General features: G+C 72.7%; 12 protein-coding genes. 5 read left to right on the plus strand and 7 right to left on the minus strand.

The window, feature by feature from the left end:
• Nucleotides 1-133: 133 nt before the first annotated feature.
• The 6 genes from ACH47X_RS11330 to ACH47X_RS11355 all read right to left on the minus strand — a co-directional run bounded on the left by ACH47X_RS11330 (nucleotide 134) and on the right by ACH47X_RS11355 (nucleotide 8,132).
• A complete protein-coding gene (locus ACH47X_RS11330) occupies nucleotides 134-2,698 on the minus strand; it encodes an alpha-N-acetylglucosaminidase TIM-barrel domain-containing protein (RefSeq protein WP_397404271.1) in 2,565 nt (854 codons plus the stop codon).
• On the minus strand, nucleotides 2,659-4,080 hold the full coding sequence (locus ACH47X_RS11335; protein ID WP_397404273.1) for a Gfo/Idh/MocA family protein: 1,422 nt from the start codon (nucleotides 4,078-4,080) through the stop codon (nucleotides 2,659-2,661). Before ACH47X_RS11335 ends, ACH47X_RS11330 begins: the two co-directional genes overlap by 40 nt.
• Nucleotides 4,081-4,128: 48 nt before the next feature.
• The gene (locus ACH47X_RS11340; RefSeq protein ID WP_397404275.1) at nucleotides 4,129-4,977 is read right to left on the minus strand and encodes a carbohydrate ABC transporter permease; all 849 of its coding nucleotides are present in this window, start codon (nucleotides 4,975-4,977) and stop codon (nucleotides 4,129-4,131) included.
• Between the two features lie 10 nt (nucleotides 4,978-4,987).
• Nucleotides 4,988-5,947: a carbohydrate ABC transporter permease gene (locus ACH47X_RS11345; protein WP_397404277.1), complete on the minus strand. Its 960-nt coding sequence runs from the start codon at nucleotides 5,945-5,947 to the stop codon at nucleotides 4,988-4,990.
• Between the two features lie 11 nt (nucleotides 5,948-5,958).
• Nucleotides 5,959-7,368: an ABC transporter substrate-binding protein gene (locus ACH47X_RS11350; RefSeq protein ID WP_397404279.1), complete on the minus strand. Its 1,410-nt coding sequence runs from the start codon at nucleotides 7,366-7,368 to the stop codon at nucleotides 5,959-5,961.
• Nucleotides 7,369-7,454: 86 nt separating this feature from the next.
• Nucleotides 7,455-8,132 carry an IMPACT family protein gene (locus ACH47X_RS11355; protein WP_397404281.1) on the minus strand — a complete coding sequence of 226 codons (678 nt, stop codon included), beginning with the start codon at nucleotides 8,130-8,132 and terminating at the stop codon, nucleotides 7,455-7,457.
• Nucleotides 8,133-8,211: 79 nt separating this feature from the next.
• On the opposite strand from ACH47X_RS11355, the gene ACH47X_RS11360 reads away from it, so the two are divergent.
• Nucleotides 8,212-8,820, plus strand: coding sequence for a tyrosine-type recombinase/integrase (locus ACH47X_RS11360; RefSeq protein WP_397404283.1), 609 nt, complete (start codon nucleotides 8,212-8,214; stop codon nucleotides 8,818-8,820).
• Nucleotides 8,821-8,866: 46 nt separating this feature from the next.
• Here the strand turns inward: ACH47X_RS11360 and ACH47X_RS11365 are convergent, their stop codons facing one another.
• Nucleotides 8,867-9,499, minus strand: coding sequence for a GNAT family N-acetyltransferase (locus ACH47X_RS11365; protein WP_397404285.1), 633 nt, complete (start codon nucleotides 9,497-9,499; stop codon nucleotides 8,867-8,869).
• A 147-nt stretch (nucleotides 9,500-9,646) separates the two neighbouring features.
• On the opposite strand from ACH47X_RS11365, the gene ectA reads away from it, so the two are divergent.
• The 4 genes from ectA to thpD all read left to right on the plus strand — a co-directional run bounded on the left by ectA (nucleotide 9,647) and on the right by thpD (nucleotide 12,980).
• A complete protein-coding gene (ectA, locus tag ACH47X_RS11370) occupies nucleotides 9,647-10,165 on the plus strand; it encodes a diaminobutyrate acetyltransferase (protein WP_397404287.1) in 519 nt (172 codons plus the stop codon).
• A gap of 135 nt (nucleotides 10,166-10,300) precedes the next feature.
• Nucleotides 10,301-11,689 (plus strand): diaminobutyrate--2-oxoglutarate transaminase, encoded by a 1,389-nt coding sequence (ectB, locus tag ACH47X_RS11375; protein ID WP_397404289.1) that lies wholly within the window; start codon nucleotides 10,301-10,303, stop codon nucleotides 11,687-11,689.
• Complete coding sequence (locus ACH47X_RS11380) at nucleotides 11,686-12,087, plus strand: ectoine synthase (RefSeq protein ID WP_036959709.1); 402 nt, start codon at nucleotides 11,686-11,688, stop codon at nucleotides 12,085-12,087. The genes ectB and ACH47X_RS11380 overlap by 4 nt, the downstream gene beginning before the upstream one ends.
• Nucleotides 12,084-12,980, plus strand: a complete 897-nt coding sequence (gene thpD, locus ACH47X_RS11385) for an ectoine hydroxylase (RefSeq protein ID WP_397404292.1) — start codon at nucleotides 12,084-12,086, stop codon at nucleotides 12,978-12,980. Before ACH47X_RS11380 ends, thpD begins: the two co-directional genes overlap by 4 nt.
• Nucleotides 12,981-13,079: the final 99 nt, after the last annotated feature.

Genomic DNA, 13,079 nt, shown 5'->3' on the forward strand with positions numbered 1-13,079 from the left:
GCCCCCCCGCCCGCGGCGCGCGGGGCGGCGCGCCGGGGTCCTCCCCCCCGGGGGCGGGGGGGGTGGGTCCCCCCCCGGGGGGGGGGCCCCCGGGGGGGGGGGGCCCCCCCCGCCCCCCCCACCACCTGACCTTCTACCGACCATCCTGTTCGGCGGGTTCCGCTCCGGTCAGCGGGTGTCCGCCCGACGTGGCGGTGCGCCAGGTCTCCTCGATCGCGACGACGCGCTCGTGCAGCGCCGTGGGGTCGGCATCCGGGGGCACCGGCCCCGCCGCGGCGGCGTCGGTCAGCCAGTCGGCCCAGGCCTGCCACCGCGGCAGGTAGAGCTCGCGCACCAGGCCGTGCCAGTGCCGGCCGGAGTAGTCGTGCAGGCCGTTGTGCTGTCCGCCCCAGACGCTGACCAGGCTGCGCGCCTCGCCCTCCATCGCGTCCTGCTCGGCGGCGGTGTCGCCCCAGGAGCGGGCGGCGTCGGTCCAGGTGCGCACCCGGCTTTCCGGGCGGGCGCCGGCCAGCTCGTCGAGCTGCAGCAGGTCGGCCCGCAGGCGGGCCATGTGCGCGCGGATGCCGTCGGGGTCGCCGGACCGCGCCGCCGCGAGGATGCCGCGCACGTGCACGCGGGTGCCCTGGGCGAGGACGTGCCCGGTCAGGTCGGCGATGTCGGCGTCGAGGACGTCCAGGGCGCCACCCGCGACGTCCTCGACGCCGGCCCTGCTCCCCGCGGTGCCGACCGTTGTCTCGTGGTCTCCGCCGGACCCGACCCTCGGAGTCGCAGTCGCCCCGCCGCCACCGGTCCACCGGCGTCGCCGGGATCTCGCGGCAGACAGCAGCTCCCGGACCGCCGTCAGGTCCCGCACCGCGTCGGCGAGGTGGGGGAGGGCGGTCTCGATCGCGGGGTCGTTCTCGGCGTCGACGTCGGACGACGGCGTGGGCGGCTGCGGACCTGAGATCGCCTCGCCGGCGCTGCGCTGCGCCGGGAACGGGAGGCCGGCGCTCCAGGGCCGGGCGATGACCGGCGTCGGGATCGAGCGGGTGCGACCGGGACCGTAGAGCGTCGAATAAATAGTGTGCCAAGCGCGCAGCGCTGCCTGAGCAGCATCGGGCACCGGGTGACCGGCAGCCCACGAGCCCAGGAGCCCGTACCGGGTGAGCACGAAGCTCTCCAGCCAGGCGTCGAGGGCTGCGGGGGAGCGTGGGGCGTCGTCCCAGGCGAGGTCCGTGGCGAGCTCGTAGAAGATCTCGTTGTTCTCGATCGCCTCGGGGGCCAGGCCGACGCCTCGGAGGTGCGGCACGCCGTCGGGCAGCGCGGCCACGTCCCGGACGAGTCCCGCCAGGTCGCCGAACAGCGCGGGTCGCCCGCCGAAGTTGTGCAGCGCGCACCAGACCCAGGGCCGCCCGGCGAGCGGGGCGCCGTCGGCCAGCAGCGCCGTGTGCAGCGGCACGTGCTCGCCCCAGAGGTCCAGCACGAGCGTGCGGTCCACGGGCACGTCGCTCAGGTACGCGGCTACCCGGTCCGGCGTCCAGAACGCGGCCTTGTAGTGGAAGGGCCACCCCTGCAGCACCCAGACCGGCTCGGATTCCCCTGCGTTCCGGGCCGCCGCGGCCAGCGCGCGGTACGTCCCGCGTCCGGCGGAGCGCAGGTGGTCGACGTCGTCCGACGGCGGCACGGACTCGATGTACGGGTCCACCGCGTAGAACCCCGTCCCGGGGCCGAGCAGCTCGCGCTGCACCCGGCCGAACGTCGCGTGCAGGTCCTGGAACCGGGCCGACTCGGGGTGCAGCAGCGGGATGTGCCAGCCCTGCCACTCGATCTCGTCGTAGCCGTCCGAGTCGTATCCGGCCGCGTCGTCCGTGCGGTACCCGCCGGAAGCGGGACCCGCGCCCGCGAGCGACGGCGGCACGTGCCCGCCGAACCCGGGCAGCACCGGTGTCATGCCGAGCTGGCGCATCCGCGCCAGGATGCGCCCGGCCAGGTCGACGCGGCGCTCGGCCCAGCGTGCGGGCAGCGGACCGCCGAACGAGTGCATCCCGCCCATGAACGTCCACGGGAAGTGCGCGGCGCCGCCGATCCACTCGGCCACCTCGGCGTCGGGCAGCCCGGCCCGGCGGAAGGTCTCGGACAGCACGGCCTCGTGGGCCACGAGCATGAGCGGGTGCGTGACGCCGTGCAACGCCATCCAGTCGATCTCGCGCTCCCACCGGTCCCAGCCCCAGAACGGCGTCGAGTACCCGAAGGTCACCACGTTGAGGTAGTAGCGCACGGCGTGCGGCGTCGAGACGCCGGTCCGAGGCGCGTCGGGGAGGGGTCCCGTGCCCACCTGTGGCCCCGCGTGCGCCTCCGGTCCGACGGCGGCCTCCGGTCCTGCACCCACCCGGGGTCGCTGCCAGGTGAGGCGCGTGCCCAGGTGGGCGCGCACGTAGCGCGCGAGGGCGACCGAGGCGGCGACGGGGTCCGACGCGCGGATCGTCAGGCGGCCGCCGGTGGCGACGTACTCGGCTGCGGATGCGGGGCCGGCGGCACGCTCCGTGGCCGCCTCGGGCGTCTCGTTCGTCCACCCGGCCGGCAACGGCTCCAGCGAGACCCGCCCGGGATCGACCCCGGCACGTTCGGCGACACCGCGGACGGCGTCCGCCCACGACACGCCCGGCCGCGCCCCGCCTGTCATGCCGAACCGACCGACCCGAGCACCGTCTCCGTCCATGCCGGAAAGTCCACCACGCCCGCCCGCGTGCGCGACTCCTCGGCGGCGAACGCCATGAGGTGACTGTCCAGCGCGGTCGCGAACGAGAGCTCGCCCGTCCCGACGGTGCCGTCCACGACGGCGCGGCAGAACGCGTCCATCAGGGCGTCGTCCCCTCCGGCGTGCCCCCGGTGGTCGGCCGCGACCGAGTCGGCGCGGGCGACGAGCGTGCAGGTCGTGTGTCCCAGGGGGCCGGCGACACCGGAGGCCACCACCTCGACGCCGGCCACCATCTCGACCTCGGCCGGCAGCCCCGCACCGGCGAGCGCCCCCGCCGACCCACCGGAACCCGCCGGCAGCCACCCGGCGGGCGAGAACAGGTCCACCCGGATCTCGCCGGAGTCCATGTGCCCGTGCAGCTGCCCCCGCGTCCCCGTGATCGTCAGATGCCTGGTGTTCTCCGCGGTGAACGCGCTCGCCGTGAGCGTCGCGGTCAGCCCCGAACCGAACTCCAGGAGCGTCTGCTGGTGGTCGGCCACGTCGTTGTCGCAGCGGTAGACGCAGCGCCCGTACGGTCCGCGCCGCAGCGCGGCGAGCCGGCCCGCGGGGGAGAGGTCGGCGCCGAGCATCGTCACGGGGTGGCCCATGACGTCGCGCAGGGCGTCCACGTAGTACCGCGGCGCGTAGAACGGGCAGTCCGCGGCCACGGGGCAGCCGTCGGTGCAGCGTCCCGGCGCGCCGGCCGGTGTGTTCTCGGCGCGGAAGTGCAGCAGCGACCCCGCGCTGGACACGGTCCGGGGCGCCGCCCCCGCGAGCCACCGGATCAGGTCCAGGTCGTGGCACGTCTTGGCGAGCACCATGGGGCTGGACCCGGCGGCGTTGCGCCAGTTGCCCCGCACGAAGGAGTGCGCGAAGTGCCAGAACCCGATGTTCTCCCGCACCTCGATCGTCGCGAGGTCGCCCAGCGATCCCGCCGCGACGACGGCCCGCACGGCCCGCCAGAACGGCGCGAACCGCAGTACGTGCCCGACGGCGACCCGGGCTCCCGTCCGGCGCACCACGCCGGCCAGGTCGGTCAGTCCCGTGAGCGTCGGCGCGGCGGGCTTCTCCAGGAGCATCGGCAGCCCGGCGTCGGCCACCGCGGCGGCGGCCGGGACGTGCAGCGCGTCCGGCAGGGCGATCAGCACGGCGTCCGGCCGTAGGTGGGCGAGGTCGGCCACCAGGTCGCGCCAGTCAGGGTACCGGGCCGCCGTCGTGCCGGCCAGGGCGTCCAGCCGGGCCGGTTCCGGGTCCGCGACCCCGACGATGCGGGCGCGCTCCGGGTGCGCCCGCACCCAGCGGCCGTAGGCGTCGGCGCCTCGCCCGCCCGCGCCGAGCACGGCGAGACGCAGGGAACGGTTCATCGCGCGGTCCTCCTCAGGACAGTCCTTCCCGAGCGCATCGGACACACCTCATCGTTCGGCACCCTGGACCAGCCCCGAGACGATGTACCGCTGGGCCAGGAAGAAGATGATCACCACGGGCACGGTCACCGCGATGGACCCGGCCAGCAGCACCGTGACCGGCACCTGGAAGTCGCCGAGCTGGGCGATGCCGAGCGGCGCCGTCCAGAGGTCGCGGTGCTGTACCAGGAACAGCAGGGCGTAGAAGTACTCGTTCCAGGCGATCATGAACACGTAGATCGCGGTGGCCACCACGCCGGGCACCGCGATCGGCAGCACCACGCGGGTCAGCAGCTGGCCCAGCGTGCAGCCGTCCATGATCGCCGCCTCCTCGACGCTGGCCGGCAGCGCCAGGAAGAAGTTCCGCATCATGTACAGCGCGACCGGCACGGTGGCCGCCACGTAGACGATCAGCAGCCCCACCAGCGAGCTGGTGAGCCCCAGCCTGGACAGGATCACGAACTTCGGCACCGCCAGCACGATCCCCGGGAACAGGTAGACCGCCAGGATGATGCCGTTCGTGACGGCCCGCCCCCGGTACCGCAGCCGGGCGGCCGCGTAGGCGCCCAGCACGCAGACCACGATGCTGACCAGCACGGTCCCGACGGCGACGCCGAGCGAGTTGAGCACGAACCGCCCGAGCCCGAACCCGCCGTCCGCCTCGTCCCGCATGGCCGTCGCGAACGCGGACAGGTCCAGCCCCGTCGGCAGCCCCAGCGGGTCGCGAGTCACCTCCGCGTACGGCCGCATCGACAGGACGACGCCGTACGCGACCGGCCCCAGCGACCACAGCAGTGCGAGCGTGACGACGACGGCGCGGCCGGTGCGGGCCGCGCGGGTGGGCCGGACGCCGCTCATGACAGCCCCCTCATGATTCTGAGCTCCGCCGGGACAGCAGCACGTACCCCATCAGGAGCACCCCCAGGATGAGGCTCATCAGCAGCCCGAACGCGGCCGCGCTGCCGATGTCTGCCTTGGTCACGAGCTCGGTGTAGACCTTGATGGCCATGACCTGCGTGCTCCCGGCGCCCTCCGTCAGCAGGTAGACGTCGTCGAAGCTCTGGAACGACCAGATGAACCGCAGCAGCAGGAGCAGCAGGGCCACGGCCCGCAGCTGCGGCAGCAGGATGTACCGCAGCGTCTGCCGGCGGCCTGCGCCGTCGAGCGCCGCGGCCTCCTCGATCTCGCCGGGTACCGCCTGCAGCCGCGCGGTCAGGAACAGGAACGCGAGCGGGGCCGACTTCCAGATGTCGAACAGGACCACCACCAGCAGCGCGACCGGAACCGGGAGGCCCCAGACCTCCGCGGAGGTGGTGCTGAGGAACCCCACGGGCGTGTCCCACCCGAGGTAGGCACGCCCGAAGGCGTTCACCACGCCGTACTGCGGGTTCAGCATCGTCTTCCAGATGGTCGCCGCGGCCACCACCGGCAGCACGTACGGCACGAGGAGCAGCGCCCGCACCAGGCCCCGCCCGCGGAACGGCCGGCGCAGCGCGAGCGCCAGCACCAGCCCGACGGCGAGCGAGCCGGCCGCCGTCAGGCCCGCGTACAGGACCGTGGTCCACAGGGCGCCCCAGAACGCCTGCGACGCCATCGCGCGCTCGAAGTTGTCCAGCGACCACCCGATCGGCTCCGTGCCGAGGAACGGGATGTCGACGAGCCTGATCTCGGAGAAGCCGAACACCACCACCAGCGCGAACGGCAGCAGCACCACGAGGGCCACGACCGCCAGGGACGGTGAGACGAGCAGCCAGCCGGAACGGTTCTCCCGCCGGGCCCGCCCCGCCGGCGCCCGCGTTCGGGGTGCGGGCGTGCGGGACGCCGGCACGCGCGCGGTCCTCACTGGTCCTGCTGCAGCGCCGTCACCTCCGCGGCCATCTGCCGCGTCACCTCGGCGGGGTCCGTGCCGCGGTACAGCGGGTCGAGCTGCTGCGCCAGCGTGCCCTGCGTGGCGACCAGCCCCGCGAGCGTCGCGTCGGGCGTGCCCTGGCCCCAGCGGTCGACGGCGTCCATGCCCTCGCCCATGGCGGTCACCAGCTCGTCGCCGTACACCTCGGCCACCGACGATTCGACCTCGGGCCCGAAGCCCAGGCCGCCCCACGCGTCCAGGTACTCGGTCGGGTTCTCCGGGGTGCCGGTGCGCAGCGGCAGGCGGCCCTCGGTCGCCACGGCCAGTGTGTCGGCGTAGCCCGTGCTCAGCATGTACTCGATGTACCGGCGGGCCTCGTCGGCGTGCGCACGGGCGGGCACCGCGTAGGCGAGCGTGGCGCCGAACTGGGCCGCGCCCTCGGCCGACCCCTCCGACCCGTCCGGCGGCTCCAGCACCGTGATGAACCCCGAGTTCTTCGCGAGGAACTCCGGGTCGTCGCCGCACTCCTCGCACGACGGCGGCACCGCCTCGTCCAGGTTCGCCAGCTCGTCCAGGATGTGCGTCGAGAACAGCAGCATCGCGGCGTCGCCCGCCAGGTAGGCGGCCCGTGCCGACTCGACGTCGTAGTCGCCCGCGACGGACGAGTCGCGCAGCTCCTTGAAGTAGCCGGCGGCCTCGGCGCACGCGGGCGAGTCGATGGCCACCTCGCCGTCCGTCACGAGGCTGCAGCCGGCGGACTGGAAGATCGACTCGATCCCCTCGGTGCCGGACGCCGTGCCGGACTGGGTGCCCAGGGCGATGCCGGTGACGCCCAGCTCCTCCTTGACTGCCGTCGCCGCCTGAGCGAGCTCCGCGACCGTGGTCGGCACCTCGACGCCCGCCTCCTCCAGCAGGTCGGTGCGGTAGGCGATCAGGTGCACCCAGCCGTCGCTCGGCACGGCGGCGACCGTGCTCTCGCCCGAGTCCGTGTCCTGCACCGTGACCGCGCCGAGCGCGTTCTGGTTGAACGTCGCGGGGTCCAGCGTGTCCAGGGCCTCCTGGGCGACGTCGGTGTCGAGCAGCCCCTGGGACTGCCAGGAGGTGACCTGCGAGGCGCCCGCGAGGATCACGTCGGGCACCTCGCCCGAGGCGGCGCCGGTCACCAGGGCCTGGTCCTGGTCGGCCGCGGCGAGCGGGACGACGTCGACCTCGATGCCGGTCTCCTGCGTGAACCCCTTCGCGACGGCCTCCTGGGCGGCGACCCGCTCGGGCGTGGACTGCGGTGTCCAGAAGGTGATCGAGTCGGTGGACTCCTCCGCGGGCGCCCCGCACGCGGCGAGGAGCGCGGTGGTGGCGGTCAGTGCGACGACGGCGACGGACGGGCGGATGCGACGGTGCATGATCGGTCCCTCCACGGTGCGGGCCTGGCTGCTTGCTGCGGGCACGTACTGGGTGCCCCAGACAATTCACCCCGGTACGGGGCCAGTCAAGGACGACGCGCCGGGGACGCCGGTACGGGAACGTCGACGACGCGGGCATCGCCGACCTCGGGGGACAGCGCACCCGCCGAGGCGGCCGCGACGTCCGCGGCCAGGGCGGCCAGCTCGTGCTGCGGCACCAGCAGCCGCAGGTGTGCGACGGCACCGTAGCTGGGCGGTTCCATGACCGACCCGTGGCCGGATGCCCAGTCCCGCAGCATGTTGTCGATGCGGCCGGCGTCGGCGTGGGGGACCGGCACCTCGACCTCGCGCAGCAGCTCACGGCGCAGCAGGACGCCGGAGGCGGCGGCGTCGTCCAGGGCCGCGGCGACCGCGCCGGAGTAGGCACGCACCAGGCCACCGGCGCCGAGCTTCACGCCCCCGAAGTACCGGGTGACGACGGCGACCAGGTCGGTGAGGCCCCGGTGGCGCAGGACCTCCAGCATGGGCACCCCGGCGGTGCCGCTCGGCTCGCCGTCGTCGGAGGAGCGGGCCTGGTCCGCGCGGGTGCCCAGCACCATGGCGACGCAGTGGTGCCGGGCGTCCCAGAGCTCCTTGCGCAGGCCCGCGATCACGGCGTCGGCCTCCGCGACGCTGCCGGCCGGGGCGAGGTGGGCCAGGAACCGCGACCTCTTGATGACGAGCTCGTGGTCGACGGGGCGCGCGATGGTGCTGGGGAGGTCCACCGTCAGAGGGTACGCACCAGGTCGTCGTGAACCGGCGTTTCCCCCTTGATTAATAGTGTGCCAAGCGTAGATTAGACCCATGACCAGTACCGATGCCGGCTCACCGCCAGCCAGGGCCGGGGAGCCCGGCCGCTACCCACGGCCTCCGGTGAGCCTCGAGGAGGCCGAGTGGGTGTGGCGTGAGCTCGCCACGGAGGCGATGCGTCCTGGCGCCAAGCCGGAGGCGGTGCGCCTGGCGGTGATCACGGGCCTGGTGCGGGCGACCGGCTCCCGGTACGGGGATCTCCTGCGCGTGCGGGTCGAGGACATCGACCTCGGGCCGGCGCGGGCCAAGGTGACCGAGGGCAGCGTGCTGGTACGGCACGGCAAGCACCGCACCCCGCACCGGCACCTGCTGCCGGCGGACCTGGTGGTGCTGCTCAAGCACTGGATGGTGGTGCGCGAGGAGCTCGCGGCCGAGCTGGAGGGCTCGGTGCCGCGGGCGTTGCTGCTGACGGTGCACCACACGCACGACAACGGCACCACGGTCGCCTCGGGCCTGCCGATCACGCGGCAGGGGCTGGTGCTGTCGTGGCGGAGGTTCGTGCACCGCACCAACGCCCGCTACGGCGCGCTGCGCCCGCCCCTGCCGACCCGCTTCGAGCAGGTCCGGCGCGCCTGGATCGACGCGGCCCGGGAGGACCGCTGACCTCGGCGCGCCGGGCCGGGGGCAAGAAGGGGCGGGCGGGAACGGCTCAGGAGCTGGCGATGCCCAGCAGCGGGGACGTCGGCGTCGACGACGGCAGCTCCGTGAAGCCGTAGCGGTCGTAGAACTTGCGGGCGGCGACGTTCTCGGCGGCGTAGCCCAGGTGCACGCCCGGCACGTCCCGCTCGGCCAGTGCGGCGCGCAGCGTGTCGATCAGGCGGGAGCCCAGTCCGCGGCGCTGCAGCACGGGCAGCAGGTCGATGTGCAGGTGCGCGGGGTGCGTCGTGAGCTCGCCGTGACGCAGGCCGCGGACCATGCGCTGCGGGTCGGCGCCGTCGCGCAGGAGCTGGGCCTCGGTGTAGCCGGGATCGGCGCCCGTGGCCGGGCCGGGCTCGGGGTGGCGGGCGACGAAGCCGGGCGTCCACTCACGTGCCCACCACTCGGCGAACGCCCGGGTGTCGGCGGCGGCCACGATGTACCCGGCGGCGCGGCCCTCGTGCTCGACCACCCACGCGAGGTCGGGGGAGTGGTCCACGTAGGGCAGGGCGTAGACCTCGGGCATGAGGTCGTCGGACGAGTAGACGCCGCGGGCGTCGCCACCGGCCGCAGCGGTGCGGACGCAGATGTCGGCGACGTCGGCCCGGTCGGCGACGCGGTACTGACGGATGAATGGCTCGGTCACCCGCGACACAGTACCCGCGGGCCCGATGGTCCTCCGGCGGCTCCCTGTGGCGTTACCCCGTGTTTGCCGCAGGAACACGCCGGTCATGCGTTCGTCACGTGATCGCAATGTGCAATTGTCGACCAAGTTCGTTACGGTCGAATTGTCATGCAGAACCTCGAAGAGGAACTCAAGCACATCCATCCGACCGAGACCACGGTGGCGCTGAGGGAGCCCACCGTCGATGACGGAGCAGCGATGTGGCGCCTGGCGCGCGACAGCAAGACGCTGGACCTCAACTCGTCCTACGCGTACCTCCTCTGGGCTCGAGACTTCGCCCGGACCTCGGTGATCGTCACCGTCGACGACGAGCCCGCCGGGTTCGTCACGGGGTACGTCCGGCCCGACGAGCCGACCACGCTGATGGTCTGGCAGGTGGCCGTCGACCACGCCTACCGCGGCCAGCGGCTGGCGTCCCGGATGCTCGCCCACCTGGCGGGCCGGCACCCGGAGTGCACCCACGTCGAGACCACCATCACCTCGGACAACACGGCGTCGATCGCCCTGTTCATGTCCTTCGCGTCGGCCCAGGGTGCGCCCGTCGACGTGCGGACCGTCTTCCCCACGGAGGCGTTCCCGGACGGCCATGACGCGGAGCTCGTGTTCCGCATCGGGCCACTTTCCTGACCTCGTCCCGGTCACCGATCCCCAGAGCACGACCCAGCACGACCCAGCAGGACCCGGTGCGTACGGGTACGTACCGGCACGCCCGAACGACCCCAGCCGAGTCCGGCCACCAGGGCCGGACCGTGGAAAGGAGCCATGCGCCCGAACACCGCCATGCCCACCGACCACCCCACGAGCAGCTCCATGGAGGCCTCCTCGACCAGCGTCTTCGACGACATCGAGTCCCAGGTCCGCAGCTACTGCCGGAACTGGCCCGCGACGTTCACGACGGCGTCCGGCAGCACGATCCAGGCCGAGGACGGCCGCAGCTATCTCGACTTCTTCGCCGGGGCCGGTGCCCTGAACTATGGGCACAACCACCCCGTCCTGCTGGACGCGCTGGTCGACTACCTGCGCAGCGGCGGGATCGTCCACGCGCTCGACATGCACACGGCGCCCAAACGCGAGTTCCTGACGACGTTCCGGGACCGGATACTGCGCCCGCGCGACCTGGACTACAAGGTGATGTTCCCCGGGCCCACGGGCACCAACTCGGTGGAGAGCGCGCTCAAGCTCGCCCGCAAGGTGACCGGCCGCCAGCACATCCTGTCGTTCACCAACGCGTTCCACGGGATGACCCTGGGCGCACTGTCGGTGACCGGCAACTCGATGAAGCGCAACGGCGCGGGCCTGCCGCTGACCAACAGCTCGAAGATCCCGTACGACGACTACTTCTCCGGCGCCACGGAGGACTTCCTGTGGCTCGAGCGGGTGCTGGGCGACAGCGGGTCCGGCGTCGACAAGCCGGCCGCGATCATCGTGGAGTCGGTGCAGGGCGAGGGCGGGCTGAGCGCCGCGCGGCCGGAGTGGCTGCGCGCGCTGTCCGAGCTGTGCCGCGCGCACGGGATCCTGCTGATCCTGGACGACGTGCAGGCCGGCTGCGGTCGCACGGGCGAGTTCTTCAGCTTCGAGGAGTCGGGCATCGTGCCCGACATCGTGTGCCTGTCCAAGTCGATCTCCGGCTTCGGGCTCTCGATGGCGCTCACGCTGATCCGCCCCGAGCTGGACCAGTGGGAGCCGGGCGAGCACAACGGCACGTTCCGCGGCCAGAACACCTCGTTCGTCACGGCCACGGCGGCACTGAACCAGTTCTGGGCCGACGACGAGTTCGCCGCGGGCGTGCGCGCCCGCGCCGCCGAGCTGCACGCCGGGCTGGCGCAGATCGCGAGCGGCTACGACGGCGCCGTCGTCAAGGGGCGGGGGTTCCTGACCGGCATCAAGTTCGCCGAGCCGTCCGCGGCGTCGAAGATCGCGGCCGCGGCGTACGAGCGCGGCCTGCTGGTCGAGACCTCCGGGCCGGAGGACGAGGTGCTCAAGACCATGCCCGCCCTGACCATCAGCTCCGACGAGCTGGTGTCCGGCATCGACATCATCGCGGCGGCGAGCGCCGAGGTGCTGGGTGCGCCGGTGTACCGGGGTGAGGGCAGTGACGTCCGGGGCAGCGACGTCCTGGATGGGGATCCCCGAGGAGAGGAGAGCAAGTGATTGTCACTCGACTGGCTGATCTGGAGGGTACCGACCGGGATGTGCGGTCGGAGACGTGGCGGAGCCGGCGGTTCGTGCTGGCGTCGGAGGGTGTGGGTTTCTCGTTCCACGAGACGGTGATGTACGCGGGTACGGAGACGGAGATGTGGTACGCGAACCACGTCGAGGCGGTGTACTGCGTGGGTGGTACGGGTGAGCTGGAGAACCGGGAGACGGGGGAGGTGCACGAGATCTCGGACGGGACGATGTATCTGCTGGACGGGAACGAGAAGCACACGATGCGTCCGACGACGGACCTGCGGTTGATCTGTACGTTCAATCCGCCGGTGACGGGGCGGGAGGTGCATGACGCTGACGGGGTGTACCCGTTGGTCGTCGAGGAGGAGGCTGCCGTATGACGGCCGGGTTCGGGGGTGAGGACCTGTACCCGACGCGGGTGGATGGTGACGCCGCGGAGCTTCCGCGTCAGGACCGGGTGGTCTGGGGTGGTGCGGCTGACGGCCCGCTGGACCAGGGGTTGCTGGACGGTTTCGACCGGGACGGTTACCTGGTGCTGGAGAACCTGATCACCGCGGAGGAGGTGGACGGTTTCCGGGCGGAGCTGGCGCGGTTGTCGGCGGATCCGGTGGTGCGGGCGGACGAGCGCACGATCGTGGAGGGTAGTTCGCAGCAGGTGCGGACGATCTTCGACGTGCATCGCAGCAGCGAGGTGTTCGCGCGGATCGCGCGGGATCCGCGGGTGGTGGGTCGGGCGCGGCAGATCCTGGGGTCTGAGGTGTACATCCATCAGAGTCGGGTGAACCTGAAGCCGGGCTTTGGTGGTGGTGACTTCGCGTGGCACTCGGACTTCGAGACGTGGCACGCGGAGGACGGGCTGCCGCGGATGCGGACGGTGAGTGTCTCGATCTCGTTGACGGACAACTACTCGTTCAACGGTCCGTTGATGATCATGCCGGGGACGCACAAGACGTATGTGTCCTGTACGGGCCGGACGCCGAACGACAACTACAGGTCGTCGTTGGTGATGCAGAACGCGGGGACGCCGGACGAGGACATCCTGACACGGATGGCGGACGTGCACGGGATCGACGTGCTGGCCGGTGGTGCGGGGAGCGCGGTCATGTTCGACTGCAACTGCATGCATGGGTCGAACGGCAACATCTCGCCGTATGCCCGGTCGAACATCTTCCTGGTCTACAACAGTGTGGAGAACACGGCGGTGGAGCCGTTCGCGGCGGAGCGTGCGCGGCCGGACTTCCTGGGGAGCCGGGACTTCACGCCGGTGGGCTGAGCCGGCGGGACCAGGCGGGTCACGGGCGGTACCCCGGTCCCCGCATCCGGAAGCGCAGGTCACCTCGTGGTGACCTGCGCTTCCGTGTTGTCCGTGGGT

This window comes from Promicromonospora kroppenstedtii (assembly GCF_044389675.1).
GTDB lineage: Bacteria > Actinomycetota > Actinomycetes > Actinomycetales > Cellulomonadaceae > Promicromonospora > Promicromonospora kroppenstedtii.